The 24,106-nt window shown below is 69.1% G+C and carries 30 protein-coding genes; 15 read left to right on the forward strand and 15 right to left on the reverse strand.

Annotated elements, in window-relative coordinates:
* Positions 1 to 51: 51 nt before the first annotated feature.
* Together HUN07_RS03610 and HUN07_RS03615 are read left to right on the forward strand one after the other, a co-directional pair.
* Positions 52 to 1,638, forward strand: a complete 1,587-nt coding sequence (locus HUN07_RS03610) for an MFS transporter (protein ID WP_174907972.1) — start codon at positions 52 to 54, stop codon at positions 1,636 to 1,638.
* An 82-nt stretch (positions 1,639 to 1,720) separates the two neighbouring features.
* Positions 1,721 to 2,155: an OsmC family protein gene (locus HUN07_RS03615; RefSeq protein WP_174907973.1), complete on the forward strand. Its 435-nt coding sequence runs from the start codon at positions 1,721 to 1,723 to the stop codon at positions 2,153 to 2,155.
* 58 nt (positions 2,156 to 2,213) lie between these two features.
* Here the strand turns inward: HUN07_RS03615 and HUN07_RS03620 are convergent, their stop codons facing one another.
* From HUN07_RS03620 to HUN07_RS03645, 6 genes are all read right to left on the reverse strand, one after another.
* Positions 2,214 to 2,546, reverse strand: a complete 333-nt coding sequence (locus tag HUN07_RS03620; RefSeq protein ID WP_174907975.1) for an SH3-like domain-containing protein — start codon at positions 2,544 to 2,546, stop codon at positions 2,214 to 2,216.
* Positions 2,543 to 3,250: a thiocyanate hydrolase subunit gamma gene (gene scnC / locus HUN07_RS03625; protein ID WP_254622783.1), complete on the reverse strand. Its 708-nt coding sequence runs from the start codon at positions 3,248 to 3,250 to the stop codon at positions 2,543 to 2,545. The genes HUN07_RS03620 and scnC overlap by 4 nt, the downstream gene beginning before the upstream one ends.
* 8 nt (positions 3,251 to 3,258) lie before the next feature.
* On the reverse strand, positions 3,259 to 3,555 hold the full coding sequence (locus HUN07_RS27360; protein ID WP_368077029.1) for an SH3-like domain-containing protein: 297 nt from the start codon (positions 3,553 to 3,555) through the stop codon (positions 3,259 to 3,261).
* Positions 3,555 to 3,944: an SH3-like domain-containing protein gene (locus HUN07_RS27365; protein ID WP_217487204.1), complete on the reverse strand. Its 390-nt coding sequence runs from the start codon at positions 3,942 to 3,944 to the stop codon at positions 3,555 to 3,557. Before HUN07_RS27365 ends, HUN07_RS27360 begins: the two co-directional genes overlap by 1 nt.
* Before the next feature lie 106 nt (positions 3,945 to 4,050).
* Positions 4,051 to 4,596, reverse strand: a complete 546-nt coding sequence (locus tag HUN07_RS03640; RefSeq protein ID WP_174907980.1) for a CbtA family protein — start codon at positions 4,594 to 4,596, stop codon at positions 4,051 to 4,053.
* Positions 4,587 to 4,781, reverse strand: a complete 195-nt coding sequence (locus HUN07_RS03645; protein ID WP_107984711.1) for a CbtB domain-containing protein — start codon at positions 4,779 to 4,781, stop codon at positions 4,587 to 4,589. Before HUN07_RS03645 ends, HUN07_RS03640 begins: the two co-directional genes overlap by 10 nt.
* A gap of 335 nt (positions 4,782 to 5,116) precedes the next feature.
* On the opposite strand from HUN07_RS03645, the gene HUN07_RS03650 reads away from it, so the two are divergent.
* From HUN07_RS03650 to HUN07_RS03660, 3 genes are all read left to right on the forward strand, one after another.
* Entirely contained in the window at positions 5,117 to 5,590 is a 474-nt protein-coding gene (locus HUN07_RS03650; protein WP_174907982.1) for a winged helix-turn-helix transcriptional regulator, read from the forward strand.
* Between the two features lie 269 nt (positions 5,591 to 5,859).
* On the forward strand, positions 5,860 to 7,347 hold the full coding sequence (locus HUN07_RS03655; RefSeq protein ID WP_254622784.1) for a class I adenylate-forming enzyme family protein: 1,488 nt from the start codon (positions 5,860 to 5,862) through the stop codon (positions 7,345 to 7,347).
* A 59-nt stretch (positions 7,348 to 7,406) separates the two neighbouring features.
* Positions 7,407 to 8,144, forward strand: coding sequence for a DsbA family oxidoreductase (locus HUN07_RS03660; protein WP_254622940.1), 738 nt, complete (start codon positions 7,407 to 7,409; stop codon positions 8,142 to 8,144).
* 1 nt (position 8,145) lies between these two features.
* Here the strand turns inward: HUN07_RS03660 and HUN07_RS03665 are convergent, their stop codons facing one another.
* The 3 genes from HUN07_RS03665 to mhuD form a co-directional block, all read right to left on the reverse strand.
* Positions 8,146 to 8,949 carry a CbtA family protein gene (locus HUN07_RS03665; RefSeq protein WP_174907984.1) on the reverse strand — a complete coding sequence of 268 codons (804 nt, stop codon included), beginning with the start codon at positions 8,947 to 8,949 and terminating at the stop codon, positions 8,146 to 8,148.
* Positions 8,940 to 9,089, reverse strand: coding sequence for a CbtB domain-containing protein (locus tag HUN07_RS03670; protein ID WP_254622941.1), 150 nt, complete (start codon positions 9,087 to 9,089; stop codon positions 8,940 to 8,942). The genes HUN07_RS03665 and HUN07_RS03670 overlap by 10 nt, the downstream gene beginning before the upstream one ends.
* A gap of 126 nt (positions 9,090 to 9,215) precedes the next feature.
* A complete protein-coding gene (gene mhuD, locus HUN07_RS03675) occupies positions 9,216 to 9,530 on the reverse strand; it encodes a mycobilin-forming heme oxygenase MhuD (protein WP_114723411.1) in 315 nt (104 codons plus the stop codon).
* Between the two features lie 43 nt (positions 9,531 to 9,573).
* Between mhuD and HUN07_RS03680 the strand changes: the two genes are divergently transcribed.
* Positions 9,574 to 10,314 (forward strand): alpha/beta fold hydrolase, encoded by a 741-nt coding sequence (locus HUN07_RS03680; RefSeq protein ID WP_174907986.1) that lies wholly within the window; start codon positions 9,574 to 9,576, stop codon positions 10,312 to 10,314.
* 3 nt (positions 10,315 to 10,317) lie between these two features.
* Here HUN07_RS03680 and HUN07_RS03685 read toward each other — a convergent pair whose 3' ends face one another.
* Positions 10,318 to 11,196 (reverse strand): A/G-specific adenine glycosylase, encoded by an 879-nt coding sequence (locus tag HUN07_RS03685; RefSeq protein ID WP_174914412.1) that lies wholly within the window; start codon positions 11,194 to 11,196, stop codon positions 10,318 to 10,320.
* Between the two features lie 99 nt (positions 11,197 to 11,295).
* Here HUN07_RS03685 and HUN07_RS03690 point away from each other — a divergent pair, with 99 nt between their 5' ends.
* Positions 11,296 to 11,922: a carbonic anhydrase gene (locus tag HUN07_RS03690; protein ID WP_114723408.1), complete on the forward strand. Its 627-nt coding sequence runs from the start codon at positions 11,296 to 11,298 to the stop codon at positions 11,920 to 11,922.
* A 104-nt stretch (positions 11,923 to 12,026) separates the two neighbouring features.
* Positions 12,027 to 12,710: a hypothetical protein gene (locus HUN07_RS03695; RefSeq protein WP_174907987.1), complete on the forward strand. Its 684-nt coding sequence runs from the start codon at positions 12,027 to 12,029 to the stop codon at positions 12,708 to 12,710.
* A gap of 9 nt (positions 12,711 to 12,719) precedes the next feature.
* Here HUN07_RS03695 and disA read toward each other — a convergent pair whose 3' ends face one another.
* Positions 12,720 to 13,805, reverse strand: a complete 1,086-nt coding sequence (disA, locus tag HUN07_RS03700; protein ID WP_114723406.1) for a DNA integrity scanning diadenylate cyclase DisA — start codon at positions 13,803 to 13,805, stop codon at positions 12,720 to 12,722.
* 140 nt (positions 13,806 to 13,945) lie between these two features.
* On the opposite strand from disA, the gene HUN07_RS03705 reads away from it, so the two are divergent.
* Entirely contained in the window at positions 13,946 to 14,506 is a 561-nt protein-coding gene (locus HUN07_RS03705; protein ID WP_174907989.1) for a PaaI family thioesterase, read from the forward strand.
* A gap of 3 nt (positions 14,507 to 14,509) precedes the next feature.
* Here the strand turns inward: HUN07_RS03705 and radA are convergent, their stop codons facing one another.
* Both radA and HUN07_RS03715 read right to left on the reverse strand, forming a co-directional pair.
* Positions 14,510 to 15,898, reverse strand: coding sequence for a DNA repair protein RadA (radA, locus tag HUN07_RS03710; RefSeq protein ID WP_174907991.1), 1,389 nt, complete (start codon positions 15,896 to 15,898; stop codon positions 14,510 to 14,512).
* An 87-nt stretch (positions 15,899 to 15,985) separates the two neighbouring features.
* Positions 15,986 to 16,585, reverse strand: a complete 600-nt coding sequence (locus tag HUN07_RS03715; RefSeq protein WP_174907993.1) for a hypothetical protein — start codon at positions 16,583 to 16,585, stop codon at positions 15,986 to 15,988.
* A 297-nt stretch (positions 16,586 to 16,882) separates the two neighbouring features.
* On the opposite strand from HUN07_RS03715, the gene carD reads away from it, so the two are divergent.
* From carD to rlmB, 5 genes are read left to right on the forward strand one after another with little or no spacing between them, the layout of a single operon-like run.
* Positions 16,883 to 17,371, forward strand: a complete 489-nt coding sequence (gene carD / locus HUN07_RS03720; protein ID WP_005515676.1) for an RNA polymerase-binding transcription factor CarD — start codon at positions 16,883 to 16,885, stop codon at positions 17,369 to 17,371.
* A 2-nt stretch (positions 17,372 to 17,373) separates the two neighbouring features.
* A complete protein-coding gene (gene ispD, locus HUN07_RS03725) occupies positions 17,374 to 18,066 on the forward strand; it encodes a 2-C-methyl-D-erythritol 4-phosphate cytidylyltransferase (RefSeq protein WP_174907995.1) in 693 nt (230 codons plus the stop codon).
* Positions 18,067 to 18,113: 47 nt separating this feature from the next.
* Entirely contained in the window at positions 18,114 to 18,590 is a 477-nt protein-coding gene (ispF, locus tag HUN07_RS03730; RefSeq protein WP_114723401.1) for a 2-C-methyl-D-erythritol 2,4-cyclodiphosphate synthase, read from the forward strand.
* A gap of 11 nt (positions 18,591 to 18,601) precedes the next feature.
* Positions 18,602 to 20,008 carry a cysteine--tRNA ligase gene (gene cysS / locus HUN07_RS03735; RefSeq protein WP_114723400.1) on the forward strand — a complete coding sequence of 469 codons (1,407 nt, stop codon included), beginning with the start codon at positions 18,602 to 18,604 and terminating at the stop codon, positions 20,006 to 20,008.
* Complete coding sequence (gene rlmB / locus HUN07_RS03740) at positions 20,008 to 20,994, forward strand: 23S rRNA (guanosine(2251)-2'-O)-methyltransferase RlmB (protein WP_174907997.1); 987 nt, start codon at positions 20,008 to 20,010, stop codon at positions 20,992 to 20,994. The genes cysS and rlmB overlap by 1 nt, the downstream gene beginning before the upstream one ends.
* On the opposite strand, the gene HUN07_RS03745 is transcribed toward rlmB, so the two are convergent.
* On the reverse strand, positions 20,979 to 21,845 hold the full coding sequence (locus HUN07_RS03745) for a biotin-dependent carboxyltransferase family protein (protein ID WP_174907999.1): 867 nt from the start codon (positions 21,843 to 21,845) through the stop codon (positions 20,979 to 20,981). The two genes, rlmB and HUN07_RS03745, sit on opposite strands and share 16 nt — an antisense overlap.
* Positions 21,846 to 21,900: 55 nt before the next feature.
* On the opposite strand from HUN07_RS03745, the gene HUN07_RS03750 reads away from it, so the two are divergent.
* A complete protein-coding gene (locus HUN07_RS03750) occupies positions 21,901 to 22,590 on the forward strand; it encodes a ZIP family metal transporter (protein ID WP_174908001.1) in 690 nt (229 codons plus the stop codon).
* 22 nt (positions 22,591 to 22,612) lie between these two features.
* On the opposite strand, the gene HUN07_RS03755 is transcribed toward HUN07_RS03750, so the two are convergent.
* Positions 22,613 to 24,088: a gamma-aminobutyraldehyde dehydrogenase gene (locus HUN07_RS03755; RefSeq protein WP_174914414.1), complete on the reverse strand. Its 1,476-nt coding sequence runs from the start codon at positions 24,086 to 24,088 to the stop codon at positions 22,613 to 22,615.
* Between the last annotated feature and the right edge of the window lie 18 nt (positions 24,089 to 24,106).

Raw genomic sequence — 24,106 nt, forward strand, 5'->3', positions numbered from 1 at the left:
GTGTCGGCCTGTCGGTGAGCGGGACGGACCTCGATGGTGTGAACTGGCCGCATGACGTCCGCTGCGGTCGGGACACGCCCCGCCCGGGCCTCGTTGGTCCTGACGGCCCTGATCCTCGTCGCCGCCGTGGCGAACCTGAACCTGGCGGTGGCCAATGTCGCGCTGCCCGACATCGGTCGGGCCTTCGACGCGAGCCAGACGCAGCTGAACCTGATCGCCGTCGGGTACTCCGTCGGGCTCGCGGGTTCGGTGCTCTACCTCGGTGCCCTCGGTGACCGGTTCGGCCGCAAGATGATGCTGGTGCTCGGCATGGTGCTGTCGCCGCCCGCGTGCATCATCGCCGCGTTCGCGCCGACCGTCGAGGTGCTGATCCTCGCGCGCCTGCTCGGGGGTGTCGCGGCCGGGATGGCCTTCCCGACCACCCTCGCGCTGATCACCGCGCTCTGGTCGGGGGCCGGCCGGACCAAGGCGATCGCTCTGTGGTCCGCGATCGGGGGCGGCATCTCCTCGCTCGGCCCGCTCGTGTCCGGTGCCCTGTTGCAGTCGTTCGACTGGGGTTCGGTGTTCCTGGTGACGGTGCCGCTCGCGCTGGTCGCACTGGGGTTCGCCGTGTTCTTCGTGCCGAGCCACGTCAACGAGTCGACCGATCCGGTGGACCATCTGGGCGGGATCGTTTCCGTGGTCCTGGTGGCTGCACTGGTGTTGGGGATCAACTTCGCTCCCGTCGACGGTATGCGCATGACCGCGTTGTCGATGCTGCTGGTCGCGGCCGCCGCGGGCATTGCGTTCGGAATACGGCAGTTGCGGGCGAAGTACCCGCTGTTCGACCTGCGGGTGGCCCGCAGGCGGATCTTCTGGGTGGCGGCGGTCGCGGGCATCGTCGTGTTCGGCACGCTGATGGGGACGTTGTACATCGGTCAGCAGTTCATGCAGAACGTGCTCGGCTACTCCACGCTGGCCGCGGGCTCCGCGGGTCTGCCCGCGGCGGCCGTCATGGTGGTGGTGGCGCCGCAGTCGGCCAAGCTGGTCGAGTCGCACGGCGCGCGGTTCACCCTCTTGCTGGGATACACGGCGATCGTGCTGGGACTGTTGGTGGCCCTGCTGCTGTGGAAGGAGGACGCGCAGTACTGGAAGATCGCGCTCGGCTACATGTTCCTCGGCGCGGGCGTCGGACTCGCCGGCACGCCCGCCTCGCATTCGCTGACCGGGTCGGTGCCGGTGTGGCGGGCGGGAATGGCGTCGGGCACCGCGGACCTGCAGCGCGACCTGGGTGGCGCCATCGTGCAGTCGGTGCTCGGCGCGCTGCTCACCGCCGGATACGCGGCCTCGTTCGCTGCCTCGATCGCCGCCAGTCCGGACTCCGGCGCCGTCAGTGATCAGACCGAGGCCGCGTTGGAGAAGTCGTTCGCCGGTGCCGAGAACGTCGCGGAGCGGTACCCGCAGTACGCGGACGCGATCACCGCCGCCGCCCGTGCGGCCTTCCTCGACGGTGACACCCGCGCGTACAGCGCGGCGATCGTGATCGTCCTGGTCGGTGCGGCGCTCGTCTTCTTCGCCTACCCGCACCGCGATCGGGAACGGGAACTGTTCGCGCAGTATCACGAGACCGACGAGGCGACCGAGCGCGCCGACCGGTGATCCTGAGCAAATCGCGAGTACCGGACGAGGTGTCGGTGAACACTGGTGGATGTCACCCGCACACTCCGACGGAAGGACTCCCATGCCCACACGTACCGCACGCACCGCCTGGAAAGGGACGCTCGAAAAGGGTTCGGGCCAGGTCGAACTCACCAGTTCGGGGGCGGGCACCTTCGAGGTGTCGTTCCCGAAGCGGGCCGCCGAGGACGCCGGGGGCACCACCAGTCCGGAGGAACTGATCGCGGCCGCGCACTCGTCCTGCTACGCGATGCAGTTGTCCGCCCTGATCGGCGAGGCGGGTGGGGTCCCGCAGAGTCTCGACATCCGCGCCGACGTATCGCTCGGCCCCGACGATCCGGGCTTCAAGCTCACCGGGATCACGCTCACTGTCCGCGGTGAGGTGGACGGCCTGGACGCTGCGGGGTTCGCCCGTGTGGCCCAGGCGGCCAAGGAGTCCTGCCCTGTGAGCAAGGCCCTCACCGGCGTCACGGTCACGCTGGATGCCGCGCTCGAGTAGTCCGTATGGCGGGTGCTCGAACGTTACTGTGGCGGAATCGCTTCCGGTGACCTTGCGGTCAGGCTCGTTCGAGCCTCGCCCGGATCCGGTCCATCTTCGCCTTCAGTTCGTCCTGCGTGACGATGCCGCGGTCGAGCAGCGTGTGCGCGGTGGTGATCGCGGACCGGGAGTGGACCGGGAACTCGCTGTAGATGGTTTCGCCCAGTTCGTCCTCGGTGTGCCGGCGCTCGAGGTTGTCCCACGCGCCGCGCCACGACAGGCATTCGACCGTGGCCTGCATTGCCGACTCCCACGGGTCCGGCTTGCGGTCGGTGTCGGGGAGGGCTCCGCCGCGCTCGGAGCCTTCTTTCAGTGTGCCGAGGATGACCTCGTATCCCTGTGCCGTGGTCACTTGCCACCTCCCGAAGACGGCGCGGACGGCGCCTCGGATGCGTCCCAGTCGGCGGACGGCAGTGCCACACCGATCATCGTGTCGCGGGTGACGATCTTCTCGAGCTGTTCCTCGGTCCAGCCCTCGGTGCCCCCGGGGCGCATCGGCATGACCATGAACCGCGACTTCTGGTTCGAATCATGCACGCGCACTTCCACATCGGACGGGAAGTGTAGTCCGAACTCGGCGAGAACCTCGCGGGGGCGCCGCACCATGCGTCGACGGTAGTTCGGCGTCCAGTACCAGTCCGGCGACATTCCCAGCACGGGGCGCGGGTAGCACGAGCACAGCGTGCACACGATCACGTTGTGCACCGTCGGGGTGTTCTCGAGGACGTAGAAGTAGGTGTAGTCACTCGGTGTTCCGGAGCCGGTGGGGTCCCTCCAGTCGATGCCCACCTCCTTACAGGTCTCGGTCCCGTCCTCGAGCAGGCGCTTTTTGAACTCGGGATCGGTCCAAGCCTTGACCACGAGTTTCGACCCGCCGGAGGGTCCGATCGACTCGGCCCACTCGGAGAAGCGGCGGTGATCCTCGGCGGAGAACAGACCCTTCTCGATCGCGAGTTCGCGCAGCGCGAGTTCCAGGACCTCGAACTCGCTGACCTCCTCGGAGGCCTGGATGGGCGCGTGTGCATCCTTGCCGGAATGGCTGTGTGAGTCGCTCACTTCTCCTCCTACTGGTCCTTCTCGGGAGCCCGGAGCCAGCCCTCCGCGCATTCGGTCTCGAGCGTGTCGATGTCGTACCCGGTGTAGCGGGGCCACAGATCGGTCTGCTTGAACGAGACGACGTAGAACGGTTCCTTGCGGCCGGTCTCGAGCTTGTCGAAGGCCTCGTCCTCCGGAATCACCCATTCGGGTCGGTGCGCGACGACGGTGCCGGTCTGGTTGCGCACGTAAGCCTGTGTGCGCGTGTGGAAGAGGCTGGTCTGGTCCTTGACGACCACGCGGTCGCCGACTTTGAACTTCGGCATCACTTCCTCGCCTCCTGCAGCCGTGCCCGCACCTCGTCGATCTTGTCGGAGAGTTCGTCGAGGGGAATCAGCCCCTTGTCGACCATCACCTTCGCGGCGACGGTGATCCATCGTGCGTAGTACGGGAGCCCGAAGTACTGGGTCTCACCGAGGTCGACCTCGGCCCGACGGCGCATCTCGGAGTTCCACGAACCGCGCCACGTGAGGCATTCGCACGTGAGGTACGTGTTCATCTCCCAGTCCTCTTCCGGCTTCTCCTTGTACTCGACCGGGAGTGCCGGCTGCCCGCCGACGTCGTGCAGGACGTGCCGCAGGATGTCGTACTGCGCGTTGGTGATCGAGTACGGCGAGTCCTGCGCGTCGTGGACTGCGGGGGTGATCTGTGCCAGACCGTCGGTGAGGGTCTGGAATTGTGCCTGGGTGGTGCTCACGGAGGTCTCCCTTCCATGTGGGTCCGGTGGTTCGTGGTGCTCCGAATCCTCGTCAGGTCCCCTCCTACGGTCGTGAGGTGCCGGTCGGCGCCTGCCCCGGCGTGGATGCGGGTGCCGTGGTGGGGGAGGCCGGGCCGCGCTGTGCCCGTTCGGTGAGGTAGGCGTAGACCAGTCCCAGGCTCAGCCACAGCGTGGCCTGCGTCGCCAGCGACGACACCCGGAACTGCCACAGCAGAGTTGCGGGGAAGTCCTCTCCCACCTCGTTCACGGTCGGCAGCAGGAGATAGCCGACGGTGACGATCGCGAGGAAGGTGACGATCGCGGAGGCGGTCCGTACCGTCCAGTAGTGTTGCGACGCAAGCGCCTTGGCGACGTAGACGGCGGCCCCCACGGCCGCGAGCCCGAGTACGAGCGCGGCCAGCCACAGCAGCGTCCGCTCGTTGATGGTGTCCGGATCGCCGACTGCGGGCGCGGATTCCTCGATCGTGACGGCAGTCGTGACGTGCGGTTCACCGAGCGCGAAGGCGACTGCGCCGGTGAGGAGTCCGGCGATCAGCCCGGCGAGAAGGCCTCGCAGCAGCAGGCTCTTCAACGATCCTGCTAGTGGCACGGGAGCCCCAGGAGGTGGCGGCCGTCGTGCATCAGTTCGTGCATGTACATCCCGGTGCGGGAGATCGCGCCCTGGTCGAAGCCGACGAGATAGAGCGTGAGCAGGGCGAGGAGAACCACACCCACCGCGACGAGCGCGATGCCGAGTGATTCGATCGCCCGATTCGGGCTGTGGACGAGAGTCATGGTTCCTCCTGGGGTGCGTCCGAACACCGCTGGCTTGTCATGCGCTGCGATCGAAGCGGCCGGAGAACTCGATTCGGCCGGGCGGCCGAAGCCGTGGGCGACCGCCGACTGTGGGAGCGGCCGCCGGCCGGGCGGAAGGCGTCACTGACGCTACGCGGCCGATGCGGTGGATCTCGCGGACTTGTGGACTTCAGACAACCGCGAATGCATCGTCGGACGCGACGGAACGAGACGGGATGTCGGACAAACGGGTACGACCCCGGAAACCGCACTTTCGGCCGATTCGCCGACGTGGTCTGTGCAATACTCCGGCCACTGACGACGGGGAGCTGGTCATGCGTGGGGGCGGCTACGTAGTGGATCCGGGTGGCGACAACGCGCTCGCAATCGCATTCGGTCTGCTCGGCGACGAATGGAATCTGTGGATCCTCGACCATGCCCTGCGCGGGGCGCGACAGTACAGCGACTGGGCGGGTAGGGGGAAGATCTCGAACTCGGTCCTGACCGGACGGCTCGCCTGGCTGACCGACGCGGGCCTGCTCGACAAGGTCGTGTTCCCGATCGCTTCGGCGCGGCCCGAGTATCTGCTCACCGATCGCGGCCGCGCGGTGTGGCCGATCCTGGCGGCGATGTGGTCGTGGGAGCGTGAGTGGGCGCCGGACGGTCCGGCCGGTCTGTTGCGGGTGCGGCACGTCGACTGCGGGGCCGAGTTCACCCCGGTGATGGTGTGCGCGCGGTGCCGGGAGCCGGCCGGGTTGGACGACGTGACTGCGAGTCTCGGTCCGGGCGCCCAGGTCGCGCGTGGATAACAGTCCGTGGTAAATCTAGTGACCTAGATCACACCTCTAACTGAAGTGACGACGGTCGGGGCGTCGGATCGACGGAAGGGAAGGCATATGGGGAGCCTGAAGATTCACCCTCAGATCCGGATCACCGAGTACACCGCTTCCGGCGCGTGGACTCCGGAGACAGTCCGACAACTCTTCGCCGATCGGGTGCGGGACCGTGGATCCCAGCTTGCGGTGGTCGATCCCGTGAACAAGGCCGAGCAGGTCGACGCGCTGCCGCGTCGGGTCACGTGGGCGAACTCGATGTCGAGGTCGACCGGTTGGCGGCGGTGCTGCTCGAGGCCGGGATCAGGGCCGGCGAGGTGATCGCCGTCCAGTTGCCGAACACCGTCGAACAGGTCGTCGTCTTCCTCGCATCCTGGCGGATCGGTGCGATCGTGTCGCCGCTGCCGGTGCATTCGACCGATGCGGAGATCGTCGAGACGTGCAACGAGTCGTGTGCCAGTGCCTTCGTCACCGCGGGTCGGATCGGATCGAGTCCCGTCGCCGGTCGGGTGATGTCCGTGCGGTCGCAGATCCCCACGCTTCGGGTCGTCCTCAGCTACGGGGTGGGTGTGCCCGACGGCGTCGTGCGGATCGGGCACACGGTGCCGACGGCAGCCGACATCGAAAGGGTTGCCGAGTACGCGACAACGCACGTCGTCGACCCCAACGACTGCATCGCCATCTGCTGGACGGCAGGAACGGAGGGCGAACCCAAGGGGGTGCCGCACGCCCACTACGAGTCGCTCGCCCAGGCTCGGGCCCTCGTCCGATACGCGTCGCTGACCGTCGACGACGTGATCCTCAACCCGTTCCCGATGATGACGGCCGCGGGGATCGTCGGAACGCTGCTGCCGTGGCTCTCCGTCGGATGTGTGCTGGTGCAGCATCAGCCGCCCGACCTCGATGTCTTTCTGCGTCAGATCGCGGAGGAGAAGGTCACCTACACCGCGGGGCGGCCGGCGGTACTCGCTGAGATCGAACGGCGTGAGGGGCCCACGGTCGACCTGTCGACCCTCACCCGGATCGGCGTAGGCGCCGGACCGATGTCGCCCGACACGGTGCGGAAGTGGAAGGAGAGTTACGGGGTCGAGTTGATCAACTTCTTCGGCAGCGTCGAGGGCGTGAGCCTGCGCTCGGCGCCGACGGGCGTGGCGCGGGGACAGCGGACTCTGCTGTATCCGCGGGCAGGCGACGCCACGGGAGCCGAGGTCGATCTGGTGGACGGCCGCACCGGAGACGAGATCGTCGTCCCGGGCGTTCCCGGGGAACTCCGGGTCAAGGGGCCGACGGTGTTCGCGGGGTACCTCAACCCGGCGCGGGACCGGGATCCGTTCGACGAGGACGGCTTCCTCCGGACCGGCGACCTGTTCGTGATCGACGGTCCGGGCGACGGGTACCTCAGGTTCGTCGACCGGGCTGCCGACCTCATCGTGCGCGACGGCGTCCCGATCGGATCGGCCGAGTTGGAGATGCTGATCGCGGAGCATCCCTCTGTCGCGGAGGTGGCGGTCGTCGGATGCCCCGACGGCGGGACGGGCGAACGCGTCGTCGCGGTCGTGGGATGTCGGCCCGGATCGATCCTCGATCTCGACGAGTTGGTCGAGCACCTCGAGAGCCGGGGTGTCGGCGCCGACGAGGCGCCGCAGCGCCTGGTCGTCTCCAAAGCCCTGCCGCGCAACCGGTCCGGCAAGATCCTCAAGCGGGAGTTACGGGAGCAGTTGAGTCGCGGCTGACCGCCCCCGGTGGGCGCGGAACAGGATGCGGGCGGCATGTGTTCGAATGGCTCGTGACCATCGAGAACAATGCCGCCGTATCCGAATCCGATCAGCCGACCGTTTTGGTCGAGGTGTGGTCGGACATCGCCTGCCCGTGGTGCTACATCGGTAAGCGCCGCTTCGCGGCGGCCCTCGCCGACTTCCCGCACCGCGACCGTGTCGAGGTGGTGTGGCGGTCGTACCAGCTCGCTCCCGACACCCCGGTGGGTGCCCGGCGCAGTCAGCTCGAGGTCGTCGCGGAGCGTCGGGGCGTGCCGGTCGAGCAGGCGCGGGAGTTGTACGAGCACGTCGCCCGTACGGCTGCAGTCGACGGTTTGGTGATGGATCTCGACACCCTGACCGCGTCCAACACGTTCGACGCCCATCGCCTGCTGCATCTGGCCGGCGATCGGCAGGACGAGCTGCTCGAGGCGTTGTTCCGGGGATACTTCACGGACGGCAAGGTGATCGACGACCGGACCGTGCTCGTCGAGCTCGCCGCGAGCGCCGGCCTGGACGCCGACGAGGTCACAGCGGCGCTCGACGGCGACGCCGGCGCCGACCTGGTGCGGGCCGACATCGAGACGGCCCGCCAGCTGCAGGTGTCGGGGGTGCCGTTCTTCGTGGCGAATCGGCGTCTCGCGGTGTCGGGCGCGCAGCCGGCGGACGTGTTCGCGGAGCTGCTCCGTCAGGCGTACGACCAGACGGCAGGCGAAACCAGTGCAGCCCCCGGCGGTGATGCCGAGGGCTGCACTGACGATACGTGCGCGATCTGATCTAGCGGGTCACGCGGCGGTGGGCGCGTTCCGTGAGGAACGCGAACGCCAGCCCCAGCGCGAGCCACAGCATGGCCTGCGTTGCGAGCGAAGAGACCCGGAACTCCCACAGCAGCGTGGCCGGGAAGTCCTCGCCGACCTCGTTGATGCCGGGAAGCGCGATGTACCCGATTGCAGCCACGACGAGGAACGCGGCCACCTGGCCGATGACGCGCAGCGTCACCAGTTGCTGGTTGCGCAGTGCGCGCCCCACGTACACGGCCACGGCCACGGCGGCCAGTCCCAGGATCACCGACGCGAGCCACAGCAGGGTGCGCTCGTTGATGGTGTCCGGGTCGCCGACGGCCGGCGGATTCGCCGGGTACTTGAAGAACGGCACGGCTTCGATTGCGAGCCAACCGCATCCGGCGACGGCGATTGCCAGTAGCGGCCCGTTCACGGCGGTGAAACGGCGTGCGTAGTGCACGACGACCGCGAAGATCGCACCGAGCGCCAGCCCGGCCAGCGCGGTTGCGAGGAACAGGCCTGCGCGCTGGCCGGTGCGGCTGACGAGGGGTTCTTCGTCACCGTGGGAGTGTCCCGCGGACTCTTCCGCGGCGCCGGGATCCGTGGTGGCCTCGCCCGCGTGATGGTCCGCTCCAGGCGCCTCGGCGGCTGCTGCCGACTCCTCGATGTTGATCGCGGCCTGCACGTGCGGCTCGCCGAGCGTGAACGCGACGGCACCGGCGAGCAAGCCCGCGATCAGGCCGGCCAGCAGCCCGCGGAGGAGGGTCTTGAAACTGTCCGTGAGCGTGGTCAGTGGCACGGCAGGCCCAGCAGGTGCCGACCGTCATGCATGAGCTTGTGCATGTACATGCCGCTGCGGGAGATTGCCCCCTGGTCGAATCCGACCAGGTAGAGGGCCAGCATTGCGTGGAGAACTACTGCGACGGTGATGGCTCCGATCGCTGCCGGTTCCGTCGATCCATCGCTCTGTCGAGCGCACTTTTGCACCCAGGGGGTCACGGTGTCAATCGAGCGATGGGCACCGTGACCGAACCGGACGATTTGTCCGATGTGGAGGGGGATTCGTCAGGAACCGGACGCCGCTGCGACGTCGAGCACCACGTCGAACTCGAGCAGCGACGCACCGCTGGCGACCGGCTTCGCGCGCTCGCCGGCATGGGCTTCGCGGGCCGGGCCGCTGGCCCACGCCTGGAACGCCTCGTCGGACTCCCACTGCGTGACGACGAAGTAGCGGTTCTCGCCCTTCACCGGACGCAGGAGCTGGAATCCGAGGAACCCGGGGGAGTTCTCGACGGCGTGGGCGCGAGCGGCGAACCGCTTCTCCAGCTCGGGGCCGGCGCCCTCGGGGATCTCGATTGCGTTGATCTTCACGACTGCCATGACGTGAGGGTACTCCGGACGTCGGTGGGTTACCGTCGGTCTTGTGTTGCACGACGAGGGTGGGACGGGCCGGCCGATACTGCTGCTCCACGGGCTGATGGGCAGCTCGCGGACGTGGGTGCGGCACGTGCCCTGGCTGCGGGACCACGGCCGTGTCTACACATTCGACGCCGCCGGGCACGGACGCCCCATCGCGTCGGCTCCCACGACCGAACTCTTCGTGGCCGACCTCGCGGACGCGCTCGCCGCCGTCGACGAGCCGATCACCGTCATCGGCCATTCCATGGGCGCGCTGCACGCGTGGTGCTTCGCGGCCGCCCATCCCGGGCGGGTTCGCGCGCTGGTGCTCGAGGACATGGCGCCGGACTTCCGTGGTCGGACGGCAAACGATTGGGCGGCAATGGTTTCCGCGTGGCCGCAGCCGTTCCCCACCGAGGAGTCCGTCCTGGACTACTTCGGAGAGGTGGCCGGCCGCTACTTCCTCGACTCGTTCGAGCGCCGCGCCGACGGTTGGTACCTGCACGGTGACGTCGAGACGTTCCGCGACATCTCCGAGGAGTGGGGCACCCGCGACTTCTGGGCGCAGTGGGAGTCCGTGACGGCCCCCGCGCTGCTGATCGAGGGCGAGTTCACGATCACCCCGGAGGGACAGATGCGCCGCATGCTCGACGGCCACGACGACGCCCGCTACGTGTGGGTCGCTCAAGCCGGGCACCTCGTCCACGACGATCAGCCCCAGCGGTACCGTGACGCCGTCGAAGAGTTCCTGAAGACGTTGGACTGATCCTCAACTGCCCTCGCCGGCGAGGGCGAACAGTCCGTCCTCGGTCTGCTCGATCAACCCGTCGACGAGGAGCGAATCGAGTGCGCGGTCGCGCTGCCCGGGGTCGCTGAGCCACACGAGGTCGAGTCGCGCGCGCTCCACCGGGTGGGAGCTGTCGCGCAGCACGTCCATCAGCTTCCCGCGGACCTGGCGATCCGTTCCCGCGAACTTCTGCACCTTGCGGGGCTCGCCGACGTGCGCGGGCCGCCCGGCCTCCACCCATGCGCAGGTCGCCAGTGGGCAGCTCGCACAGTCGGGGGTCCGGGCGGTGCACACCGTGGCGCCGAGCTCCATCAGTGCGGCGGAGAACCGTGCGGCGCGGGCCCGGGTGCGCGGCAGGAGCGCATCGACGTCCGCCATGTCGCGCTTCGCGGACGGATTGCCCTGATCCGCCCGGCCGTGAACGGCACGCGCGACGACGCGTCGAACATTGGTGTCCACTACGGGAACTCGCTGCCCGTATGCGAAACATGCCACGGCACGGGCGGTGTAGTCGCCGATCCCCGGCAGGCCCAGCAGGACGTCGACGTCGGTGGGCACCTGGTCGCCGTGCCGGTCGGCCAGCACGCCCGCGCACTCGTGCAGGCGCAGTGCCCGGCGCGGGTAGCCGAGCTTTCCCCACGCGCGCAGCACGTCCGCCTGGCTCGACGCGGCCATCAGCGACGGCACCGGCCAGCGCCGCACCCATTCCTCCCAGATCGGCGCGACGCGGACGACGGGGGTCTGCTGCAGCATGATCTCGCTCATCAGAATGTGCCAGGCCGTCACGCCGTCGCGACGCCACGGCAGGTCCCGGGCCTGCTCGTCGTACCAGCGCAGCAGTGCTGAACCGTCCACCGACATCGAAACTCTCACCCTTCTCCGCACACTGCCGGGCGCTCGTCGCGCCGTCGCCATCGGTCCAACCGAGACGGCGGCCACGCGAAGGTGCACAATTGCCGCATGCCCAATTCCAACCCGATCTCCGCTTGGAAAGCCCTCAAGCAGGGTAACGAGCGCTTCGTCAGTGGCACCCCGCTGCATCCGAGTCAGGGTATTGCCGACCGCGCGAAACTGGTCGACGCCCAGCACCCGACGGCAGTGCTCTTCGGTTGCGGCGACTCCCGCGTCGCCGCCGAGATCATCTTCGACGTCGGTCTCGGCGACATGTTCGTCGTCCGCACGGCCGGTCACGTCATCGACAGTTCGGTGCTCGGGTCCATCGAGTACGCCGTCGAGATCCTCAACGTGCCGCTCATCGTCGTGTTCGGCCACGACGGCTGCGGCGCGGTCAAGGCCACGCTCGACGCCCTCGACAAGGGCCGGATCCCCAACGGCTTCATCCGCGACGTCGTCGAACGCGTGGCTCCGTCGATCCTGATGGGTCGGCAGGAGGGCCTCACAACCGTCGACGAGCTCGAGGGCCGGCACGTGGTCGAGACCGGTTCGCTGCTGATGCAGCGTTCGCGCATCATCGCCGACCGGGTGGAGAAGGGCACGTGCGCAATCGTCGGCGTCACCTACAAGCTCTCCGACGGCGACATCAAGCTGCAGGGTGTGGTGGGTGACATCGGCGAGTCGGTGGACTGAGGCCGAGCCGAACGTGTCCACTCGGCCACCCCGGCCGTCTTCGCAGACGCGACACGCCGGGACCGAAGAAGCGAGGGCAGGTCGTATGGAATTACGGTTGAGTCGTGCTTGAACCGAACGGACCGTTGCCCCCTGAGATCTACTGGCGTCGACGGGCGCTCGCCATCGGTGGTGTCGTCGTGGTCGTCGCGCTGCTGGTGTGGATCATCGCGTCGGTCCGTGGTGGCGGAGACGACCCGGAGTCGGCGGCCGCGGCGGCCACCTCCGAGCTCACCGAGCCGAGTACCACCGCTGGGGCCGGGCCCTCGGACGGGTCGGGGTCCTCGACGGCCGACGCCTCGGGCACCAGCGTGTCCGGAACGACTGCGGCCTCCACGAGTGCCGGCCCCGAGGTGGCCCCGTGTGCCGACCAGTCGTTGGCGTTGAAGGTGTCGCCCGACCGTCCCCAGTACAAAGCGGGTGACGAGCCGAGCTTCTCGATCGCGATCACGAACATCGGCACCAGCAAGTGCGAGCGGGACCTGGGCTCGGGACTGCAGCAGGCGCTCGTGTACTCGCTGAACGGCAGCAACCGGCTGTGGTCCAACGTCGACTGCTACCCCGATGCGGATCCGGCGATGCAGGTCCTCGAGCCGGGTGGGCAGGCACGATTCACCGTCAAGTGGTCGGGCACCACCTCGGAGCCGGGATGCAAGGCCCCGCGCGTTCAGGTCGCGCCGGGCGCCTACACGGTGGTCGCGCAACTCGGCGAGCTGCGTAGCTCCCCGGAGCCGTTCAATTTCTCCTGACGCGGCGAACTAGTCGTACGGTCCGCTGATCGAGGCCTCCGCGAGCCGTGAGAGGCCCTCGCGGATGTGCCGGGCCCACAGGCCACCGATGCCGTCGACGGACTGCAGGTCCGCGGCCGTGGCCGCGAGCAGCCCCTGCAGGGTCCCGAACGAGCTCACCAGCCGGTGGATCTGCAGGAACTGCAGCCGGGGCACCCGGGTGAGCACCCGGTAACCGCGCGGGCTCATCGGTGCGTCGAGCGCCTCGATGGTGCCCGGGTAACCGAAGGCGCGGGCCAGGGTGGTGAGGTCGAGCAGATCCACGTCGGTGAGCTTGTCGAGCGCGGACAGCGTGCTCTCCACCGCCGTCGTCGAGGCGGGCTCGGATCCGGCCAGGTAATCGCGCACCATGAGCTGGCGGACCGTGTCGTTGTCGCCGACCAGTTCCTCGAGCTGCAGCGCGAGCTGCCGGCCGTCGGTGCCCAGCTCGAGCACGTCCTGTTCGATCTCGACGGACACCCGGCGCACCATCTCGAGGCGCTGCACCACGGTCAGCGCGTCGCGCAGCGTGACGAAGTCCTCGATCTCGACGACCGACAGCTGACGGGTGACCCCGTCGAGCCGGGCCTTGTACCGCTCGAGGGTCGCGACGGCCTGGTTCGCGCGGGACAGGATGGTCGCCGACCCGTTGATGACGTGTCGGATTCCGCCGACGTACACGCTCACGATGCTCATCGACTGGCTCACCGACACGACGGGGTAGCCGGTCTCGATCGCGGTGCGCTCGGCCGCGCGGTGGCGCGTTCCGGACTCCACGGTGGGGATCTTGTGGTTCGGCACCAGTTGTACGTTGGCGCGGACGATGCGGGTGCCGTCGGTGGAGAGGACGACGGCACCGTCCATCTTCGACAGCTCGCGCAGGCGGGTGGGCGCGAACTCGACGTCGAGCTCGAATCCGCCGTCGCACAGCTCCTCGACCTGGTCGTCGTAGCCGAGCACGATCAGGGCGCCGGTGCGCCCGCGCAGGATGCGCTCGAGTCCGTCGCGCAGCGCGGTTCCGGGGGCCAGGCGCGCGATCGTTTCGCGGAGCACCGCGGACGGCGTGGCATCGTTCATCGCGAAATCCCCCCTCGTGCGGTCGGCGCTTTCCGGTCGGCGCCTCGGGTCCGATCGGACGGAATCCCGAGTGCGTTAGACGTCACATCTGGCCGAGCCGCATTCCGGCCGCGGTCGGGCCGCCTCTACATTACCTAGTTGTGAGCAGTACTTGGACCTTGCCCGATGACCTTGTCCTTCCCGAGCTGCCGGATTTCTTCCCGGCGCCGGGAGAGCCGCTTCCCCAGCACTGGTCCAAGTGCTTCGGCTGCGGTGACGACCAGCCCGCCGGTATGGCGATGACCTTTCTCGCGGGAGAGAACCTGTCCGTCACCGGGCGCCTCGAGGTTGCCAAGCGTTACCAGGGTGGCCCCGGCGTGATCCACGGCGGCATCCTCTCCACCGCGTTCGACGAGGTGCAGGGCATGGCGTGCATGGTTCTCGGCGGCCCCGTCGTCACTGCGCACCTCGAGATCGACTTCGCGCGTCCGATCCCGCTGGGTTCGGTGCTCGAGTTCCGTGCCCGCATCGAGGGCACGGTCCGCCGCAAGGCGTACACGACCTCGGAGGCGTTCATCGTGGAGGGGCCCGGCGTCGACCCGAAGACGCCCGTCGCGACCTCGCGCGGCCTGTTCCTGACCGTCAACCCCGAGCACTTCGCTCCGACGGCGGCCTTCGTCGACGGCGAACCGACGTCGCCGTTCGGCACGTCGGCGGTCTGACTCTCACCGAAGATTCAAGGCCCGCAGGGCATCTCCGACGTTTCCCACTTCGACGGGACGGATGCCCTTCGGGAGTTCGCCGGAGTCGAGCGGAACGACGGCGCGGGTGAATCCCAGCCGGGCGGCCTCCGCGACGCGGCGGCCCACACCCGCCACGCGTCGGACCTCACCAGCCAGGCCGACCTCGCCGAGCACCACGGTGCCGGCGGGGATCGACCGGTCCTTGCCGGCCGACGCGACCGCGACCGCGAGCGCCAGATCGCACGACGGGTCGGTCATCCGCATGCCGCCGACCGTCGCGGCGTAGACCTCGCGGTCGGACAGTTTGATGCCGTGGCGGCGTTCCAGGACGGCCAGCACCATCGACACCCGCGCCGAGTCGAGTCCGCTCACGGCGCGACGCGGCGACGGGTTGTTGGTGGGCGCGACCAGTGCCTGGACCTCGCCGAGCAGGGGACGCTTGCCGTCCATCGTGACCGTGACGGCGGTGCCCGGCACCTCCTCGGCCCGGTGGTGCAGGAACAGCCCGGACGGGTCGCTCACCCCGACGATGCCGTCCTCGCGCAGTTCGAAGCAGCCCACCTCGTCGGCCGCGCCGAACCGGTTCTTGATGCCGCGGATCATCCGCAGCGTCGAGTGCTTGTCGCCCTCGAAGTGCAGGACCACGTCCACCAGGTGTTCGAGCGATCGGGGACCGGCCACCGCGCCGTCCTTGGTGACGTGGCCGATCAGCAGCACCGGAACCCCGCTGGCCTTCGCGAGCGACGTGAGCGCACTGGTGATGGCCCGCACCTGCGTGACTCCGCCGACGACGCCGTCGACGTCGGCGGCGAGCATCGTCTGCACGGAGTCGACGATCAGCAGCGTCGGGCGGACCTGCTCGACGTGTCCCAGTACCGTCGCGAGATCCGACTCGGCGGCCAGATACACCCGTTCGTGCACCGACCCGGTGCGATCTGCGCGCAGCCGGACCTGACCCGCGGATTCCTCGCCTGTGACGTACAGCGCGCGGTCGTCGGGTCCGCGGCACGCCCACCGGTGCACGACCTCGAGCAGCAGCGTCGACTTGCCGACGCCGGGCTCGCCGGCCAGCAGCACCACCGAGCCGGGAACGACGCCACCGCCGAGGACCCGATCGAGTTCGTCGACGCCCGTCGGCTTGGCGCGAGTGGCGGTGCCGTCGATCTGGGTGATGGGGGACGCCGGCGTGGTCGGCAGCAGCGCGGCGGCACCGGCGCGTGCCAGTGACGCGCCCGGGCGGGACGCGACCGCCGCGAGGACCGGAGCCTCGTCCATCGAGCCCCACGTGCCGCACTCCGGGCAGCGGCCGACCCACTTGGCCACAGTGTGCTGACACGACGAACACCGGAAGCTCGATTTAGCTTTTGCCACGCGCGCAGCCTAGTGGTCCCGACCGACAGAGGAGCCCGGGCGACGGTGTCGCCCGGGCTCCTCCGGAAGTACGTCCGATCCGACGGATCAGTGATGACCCTCGGCCACGTCGGGGGACTTCTCCGACTCGTGGCGCTCGGTCTTCGGGCCGGCGTCGACCGGCACCTGCACGACGACGTCGCCGGCGTTCTCGAAGGAGAAGGTGACCGGGAACGTCAGGCCGGGCCGGACGCCCTCGCGGACGTCCTCGAGCGTGACGTCGATCAGGCTGACGTGCTCGGGGGCCTGCTCGGGCACCGAGACGTCGGGGTTGCCCGCACCGAGAGCGGCCTGCGGCTTGATGTCGCGGCCGCCCTCCTTGTCGTCGATGGTGACGGCGCCGGCGAAGTCGGTCTTGATGCCCTTCAGGCGGTCGGACTCGTGCTCGCTGAGGTTGATCGCGGTGAACGCGAGCTGCGCGTTGCCGCCCGGTTCGATGCTGAACTCCTCGGAGTTCGGGTACACGACGTGCACGTTGCGCAGTGCGATGTCGCCGCTGGTCGCCTTGTTGCCGTTCACCGCAGCAACCTGGGTGGCGGTCTGCGAGACCTGACCTGCGCCGCACGCGGACAGCACGAGCGTCGCGCCGGCAGCGAGAGCGACAGCGGCCATGACTCGGCGAGTCGGCGACGCATTGAGAGCAGTCACGGGTTGTCCTCCATGGGTCAGGTTCACAATCCACTAGGCAGAGTAGTAGTCGGCTCGGAGCGGCTGTGCGCTGGGTACTCGTTACGAGGTCGTGTCGGGCGCACAACGGTTGTCCGCGTGCAGGTTCGGTGGCGCCCCACGGGTCGCTCCGCAGGCGGTTCGCGCGGCCCGAAATGCACGGTTGGTGCGGCCTGTCAAGCCCTAAGATCAGGTAAGGACGCCCCTGACCTGCGCCGTTGATGGGACGATCGATTGGTCACGTGTTAAACTCGAAAGATCGAAAGGGGCACGGGACAGATGATTTTTAAGGTCGGAGACACCGTCGTATACCCCCATCACGGAGCGGCGCTGATCGAGGCAATCGAAACCCGCACCATCAAGGGTGAACAGAAGGAATACCTCGTTCTGAAGGTCGCGCAGGGCGATCTCACCGTCCGCGTTCCCGCGGAGAACGCCGAGTACGTCGGCGTGCGTGACGTGGTCGGCCAGGAGGGTCTCGACAAGGTGTTCCAGGTGCTTCGTGCGCCGCACACCGAGGAGCCGACGAACTGGTCTCGCCGGTACAAGGCGAACCTCGAGAAGCTGGCCTCGGGTGATGTGAACAAGGTCGCAGAGGTCGTTCGTGACCTGTGGCGGCGTGAGCAGGACCGCGGCCTGTCCGCGGGTGAGAAGCGGATGCTGGCCAAGGCGCGGCAGATCCTCGTGGGTGAGCTCGCTCTGGCGGAAGGCACCGACGACGCCAAGGCTGAGATCATTCTCGACGAGGTCCTCGCCGCCGCGTCCTGACAGTGGGTGAGAACCGAGGACCGGTCGTAGCGCTGGTCCCTGCAGCCGGACGTGGAGTCCGGCTGGGCGAGTCCGTCCCGAAGGCGTTCGTCGAGTTGGGCGGGCGCAGCATGCTGCGCCGAGCCGTCGACGGACTCCTCGAGTCGGGCGTCGTGGACACGGTCGTCGTGATCGTGCCCGAGGCGCTCGTGGACGAGGCGCGGGCGGATCTGCCCGGCGGCGTCGTCGTGGTTGTCGGGGGCGAGGAGCGGACCGACTCGGTCCGCGCCGGACTCGCGGCAGCCACGGGCGCCGAATTGGTGCTGGTGCACGACGCGGCGCGCGCTCTGACGCCGCCGTCGCTGATCGCTCGAGTGGTCGCGGAACTTCAGGCGGGACGCAAAGCGGTCATTCCGGTGCTGCCCGTCAGCGACACCATCAAGACGGTCGACGTGCTCGGTGCCGTCACCGGAACACCACCACGCTCGGAGTTGCGCGCCGTCCAGACGCCGCAGGGCTTCGAGGCGTCGCTACTGCGCCGCGCCTACCTGGACGTCGACGGCGACGCGACGGATGACGCCGGCCTCGTCGAGCGACTTGGCGAGCGGGTGCGCACCATCGTCGGTGAGCCCGAAGCATTCAAGATCACCACACCGTGGGATCTCGCTCTGGCCCGGATTCTGCTGGGGCAGGCGGGACCGGCGGAGTCCGAGTAAGTCTGAGTAAGTCTGAGTTTCTTTTTCGAGCACAGGGAGCCCTACGCGTGCGAGTCGGAATCGGCACCGACGTCCATCCGATCGAGCCCGGCCGTCCGTGCTGGATGGCAGGGTTGCTGTTCGAGGACGCCGACGGATGCTCCGGGCATTCCGACGGCGACGTCGCGTCGCACGCGCTGTGTGACGCGTTGTTGTCGGCCGCGGGCCTGGGCGATCTCGGTTCGGTGTTCGGCACCGGTCGTCCGGAGTGGGACGGCGTGAGCGGTGTGCGGATGCTCACCGAGGTCCGGAGCCTGCTGTCCGACGCCGGATACGTCGTCGGAAATGCGTCGGTGCAGGTCATCGGCAACCGGCCCAAGATCGGTCCGCGTCGGGAGGAGGCGCAGCGCGTCCTCGGGGACGTGCTCGGCGCACCGGTGTCGGTGTCGGCGACGACGACCGACGGACTGGGTCTCACGGGTCGCGGAGAGGGCATCGCTGCCGTCGCGACCGCGCTGATCATCCCCGCTGATCGCGACCGGTAGAATCGCACGTCGTGACCTTGCGCCTATACGACACCGTGACACGGGCTCCGCGTGACTTCGTTCCGCTGACCCCCGGACATGCCTCGGTGTACCTGTGTGGCGCCACCGTTCAGGGCGACCCCCACATCGGGCACGTTCGCAGTGGCGTCGCATTCGACGTGCTGCGCCGCTGGCTGCTCGCGCACGACTACGACGTCGCGTTCGTGCGGAATGTCACTGACATCGACGACAAGATCCTGAACAAGGCCGCCGAGGCGGGCCGCCCCTGGTGGGAGTGGGCCGCGACGTACGAGCGGTCGTTCGACTGGGCGTACCAGCAGCTCGGTGTGCTGCCGCCGTCTGTGGAGCCGCGGGCGACCGGGCACATGACGCAGATGGTCGAGATGATGCAGCGCCTCATCGACAACGGCCACGCGTACGCGTCCGCCGGCGACGTCTACTTCGACGTGGTCAGCTACCCCGACTACGGCAAGCTGTCCGGTCACAAGCTCGACGACGTCCACCAGGGCGAGAGCGTGGCCGAGGGCAAGCGCGATCCGCGGGACTTCACGCTGTGGAAGGCCGCGAAGCCGGGCGAGCCGTCGTGGCCGACGCCGTGGGGCCCGGGACGACCGGGCTGGCACCTCGAGTGCTCGGCGATGGCCGAGTTCTACCTCGGTAAGGCGTTCGACATCCATTGCGGTGGAATGGATCTGGTGTTCCCGCACCACGAGAACGAGATCGCGCAGGCGAAGTGCGCGGGCGACGACTTCGCCCAGTACTGGTTGCACAACGGCTGGGTCACCATGGGTGGCGAGAAGATGTCGAAGTCGCTAGGGAACGTGCTGTCGGTGCCGAACGTGCTCAAGCAGGTTCGCCCGCAGGAACTGCGGTACTACCTCGGCAGCGCCCACTACCGGTCGATGCTCGAGTACTCCGAGACCGCGCTGCACGAGGGTGCGGCCGCCTACCGTCGCTGCGAGTCGTTCGTGACGCGCGTCGTAGAGCGGGCCGGTGAGGTCCCGGTGGGCAAGTGGACGGCGGAGTTCGCCGCCGCACTCGACGACGACCTGGGTGTGCCGTCGGCGCTGGCCGAGATCCACGGCCGGGTCCGCGAAGGCAACATCGCGCTCGAGTCCGGTGATCTCGACGGTGCTCGCGCGCTGGCGTCGCAGGTGCGGGCGATGCTCGGCATCCTCGGTGTCGATCCGCTGGATCCGCAGTGGGCGTCCGCGACGGACAACTCGACGGCGCTCGATGCCCTCGACGTCCTGGTTCGGGCCGAGCTCGACCGGCGTCAGCAGGCCCGGGCCGACAAGAACTGGGCAGTGGCCGACGAGGTCCGGGACCGGCTGGCCGAGGCCGGTATCGAGGTCACGGACACCGCGAACGGGGCCGAATGGTCCCTCAAGCAAGCTTCTAACGAATCGGGACAGTGATGGCTGGAAATTCGAGCAGGCGCGGCGCGATCCGCAAGGACGGCACCAAGAAGGGGCAGGTCAGCGGGTCCGGCGGCAAGCATCGCCGGGGTCTCGAGGGCCGCGGCGCGACGCCTCCGGCGGAGGCCCGCACCAAGCATCCCGCCGCGAAGCGGGCCCGGGCCGCGGCGAAGGCGGCGCAGCAGCGTCCCACCGGCGGTGGCCGCCCCGGCGCGGGTCGTCTGCCGGCCGGCCGCAAGGCCGAGGACGGTCCGGAGATGGTGCTGGGCCGCAACCCGGTCGTCGAGTGCCTGCGCGCGGGTGTCCCCGCGACGGCGCTGTACGTCGCGGTGGGCGCCGAGAGTGACGATCGCCTCAAGGAATCCGTGCAGCGTGCGGCCGACATGGGGATCTCGATCCTCGAGGTGCCGCGCACCGACCTGGACCGTATGAGTGCCAACGGACTGCACCAGGGCATCGGCCTGCAGGTGCCGCCGTACAAGTACGCGCACCCGGACGATCTGCTGGCGTCGGCCCGCACCAATCAGGAGCCCGCGCTGCTGGTGGCCCTGGACAACATCACCGACCCGCGCAACCTCGGCGCCGTCGTGCGTTCGGTTGCCGCGTTCGGCGGTCACGGTGTGGTGATCCCGCAGCGTCGCAGCGCCAGCGTCTCCGCTGTCGCCTGGCGCACCAGCGCCGGTGCCGCGGCCCGTCTTCCTGTCGCGCGGGCCACGAATCTCACTCGCACACTGAAGGATTGGCAGTCCAAGGGTGTCCAGGTCGTCGGCCTGGACGCCGGCGGCGACACCACCCTCGACACCTACGAGGGCACCGGCCCGGTCGTCATCGTGGTCGGTTCGGAGGGCAAGGGACTGTCGCGGCTCGTGCGCGAGACGTGCGACGCCGTCCTGAGCATCCCGATGGCCGGACCGGTGGAGTCGCTCAACGCGTCCGTCGCCGCGGGCGTCGTGCTGTCCGAGATCGCGCGTCAGCGTCGTAGCTGACGGAACTTGATCCGACATCCCGGTCGCAGCTGAGCTGCGGCCGGGATGTCGTCTTCCACGACCACGGCGATCACGGGATAGCCCCCCGTGACCGGATGGTCGGCGAGGAACAGCACCGGCATGCCGTTCGGCGGCACCTGTAGCGCACCGGTCACCATGCCCTCGCTCGGCAGTTCGCCGTGACGGGAGCGGTGCAGCGGTCCCGGCCCGTCGAGGCGTGCGCCCACGCGGTCGGTGTCGGTGCTGACCGTCCACGTCCGGTGCACCAGGGCGGCCAGGGAGGCAGGGGTGAACCAGTCGTCGCGCGGACCGGTGCGAACGCGTAGTTCGACGGGATCTCCGGGCGGCGCGGGTGGCGGGATCAGTTCCTCGATCGGCAGCTCGCCGTGGAGGCTTCCCACCGGCAGGCGGTCGCCGTCCCGGATCGGTTCGGGGCCGATGCCGGAGAGGGTGTCGGTGGCGCGGCTGCCCAGGACCGGCGCGACGTCGACGCCGCCGCGCACCGCAAGGTAGGCGCGCAGTCCCGCGGTGGCCAGCCCCAGCACCACCTCGTCGCCGTCGCGCACGTGCAGGGTCGAGTAGTGCGGGCGGGGTTCCCCGTTCACCGTCAGCGGTGTCCGCGCGCCGGTGACGGCGAGGGTGGCCGGCCCGACTGCCCGCACCCGCAGACCACCGAGGGTCACCTCGAGCGTCGCGGCGCGGGGATCGTTGCCGACGAGGCGGTTCGCGCCGTCGTGCGCGACGATGTCGGCGGCCCCCGAGACGCCGACGCCGAGACGCGCATACCCGGGCCGTCCCCGATCCTGGACGGTGGTGCGTGCGCCCGCGCGCAGGACTTCGAGCCATGCCATGGGTCGATTGTCCTCGATCCCGGCAGGAGGTCGCAGTGCTTACTACGATCGATCGATGCTGACAGCTGCGCTGTACGGTCTCGGGACGGCTCTACCGTTGCTCTTCGGTGCGTGGGTGGGCCTGCGCTACAGCCTGCCGCGGCCACTGCTGGCCGCGCTCATGGCCTTCGGCGCCGGCACGATGGTGGCGGCGGTGTCGTCCGAGCTCTTCGCGCCGGCGTTCGCGATCGAGGGCGTGTGGGTCGCCGGGACGGCGCTGCTGGCCGGCGCCGTCGTGTACGTGGTGGCCGATCACCTCATCGAGAACAAGCTAGGTCCCGCGGCGCTGGGGTGGGCGCTGATGCTCGGGGCCCTGCTCGACGGCATCCCCGAGAACACCGCCCTGGGCGTCTCGCTCATGGAGGGCGGGGGAGTGGTGCTGTTGGTCGCGGTCGCGGTCGGCAACGTGCCCGAGGCCGTCGCCGGCGCCGCGTCGATGCGCGAGCAGCCCGGCTTCAACTCGCGGCGGGCGTTCGGGGTGTGGGCCGCCACCGCCGCGGTCCTGGTGCTGGTCGTCGTCGCGGCCAACGCCGTCTCCGACACCATCCCGGACAGCCGAATTGCCGTCATCCAGGCCTTCGCCGGCGGGGCAACCATTGCGGTGCTTGCGGATTCGTTGATGCCGGAGGCCTACCGCGAGGGCGGTTGGTGGGTGGGGATCTCCACCGCACTCGGGTTCCTCGTGGCGTTCGCGCTGGGCGCCTAGGAGTGCGAACGCCACGAGCCACTCAGTCCGTGCGGAAGACGGTCCTGTGCCACGCCTTCCGGGCGTCGCGCGAGAGGTCGAACATCACGTGCTTGACGGTGGTGTATTCCTCGAACGAGTAGGTCGACATGTCCTTGCCGAATCCGGACTGCTTGACCCCGCCGTGCGGCATCTCGCTGATGATCGGGATGTGGTCGTTGACCCAGACGCAGCCGGCGACGATCTCGCGCGTTGCGCGCAGCGCGCGGTGCAGGTCGGTGGTCCACGCCGATGCGGCGAGCCCGTACGGGGTGTCGTTGGCGAGGGCGATGGCCTCGTCGTCGTCGCGGAACGGTGTCACCGTCAGCACCGGGCCGAACACCTCGTCGCGGTAGATCTCGCTGTCGACCGAGGCTCCGGTGATCAGCGTCGGACGGTAGTACGCGCCCGTGGCGAGGGGTCCGTCACCGGCGCTGCCGCCGGTGACGATCGTTGCGTAATCGCGTGCGCGCGAGACCATTGCAGCGACGCGGTCGCGGTGTGCGTACGAGCTCAGGGGGCCCATGTCCGTCGCCTCGTCGCCGGTCGGACCCAGCGTGACCGACTCGTACAGCTCGGCCACGCCCGCGACGAACGCGTCGATCACCGACTCGTGCACGATCGCGCGGGTTGCGGCCGTGCAGTCCTGTCCGCCGTTGATCAGGCTCGCGGCCACGGCCCCGTGGACGGCGGCTTCCAGATCGGCGTCGTCGAACACGACGAACGGTGCCTTGCCGCCCAATTCGAGGTGGACGCGCTTGGCATTGGTGGCGGCGGCCTCGAGGATCGAGCGCCCCACCGCGGTCGATCCGGTGAACGAGATCATGTCGACGCCGACGTGGCGTGCCAGCGCCGCGCCGGACTCCTGGCCGCTGCCGACGACGATGTTGACGACGCCGTCGGGGACGCCGGCCTCGGTGATCGCCTCGGCCAGCAGCAGCGCGGTCAGGGGTGTGATCTCGGCGGGCTTGAGGACGACGGTGTTCCCGGCGGCGATCGCGGGGAAGATCTTCCACACCGCCATCTGCAGCGGGTAGTTCCACGGCGCGATCGCCCCCACGACGCCGAGCGGCTCGCGGCGGATGCTCGAGGTGTGCGTCGGCGAGTACTCGCCCGTCGCCTTTCCCTCGAGGATGCGCGCGGCGCCCGCGAAGAATTCGATGTTGTCGATCGAGCCGGGGACGTCGAACTCCCGTGCCAGCCGGATCGGCTTACCGCACTGCCGGCTCTCGAGCGCCGCGAGTTCGTCCGAGCGGCCGCGCAGGATGTCGGCGACGCGGAGCAGGAGCGCCGAGCGTTCGGCCGGGGTGGTCCGCGACCACGATCCGAAGGCGCGGCGCGCGGCTGCGACCGCGCGGTCGACGTCGTCGCTGCTCGCGAGGGTGACGGTGACGATCGTCTCGCCGGTCGAGGGGTCGATCACGTCCTGGGTGCAACCGGAGGCCCCTTCGCACCGGATCCCGTCGATGTACTGGTGCATCGTGTCCATGCTTTCGTC

This window comes from Rhodococcus sp. W8901, assembly GCF_013348805.1.
Lineage (GTDB): Bacteria > Actinomycetota > Actinomycetes > Mycobacteriales > Mycobacteriaceae > Prescottella.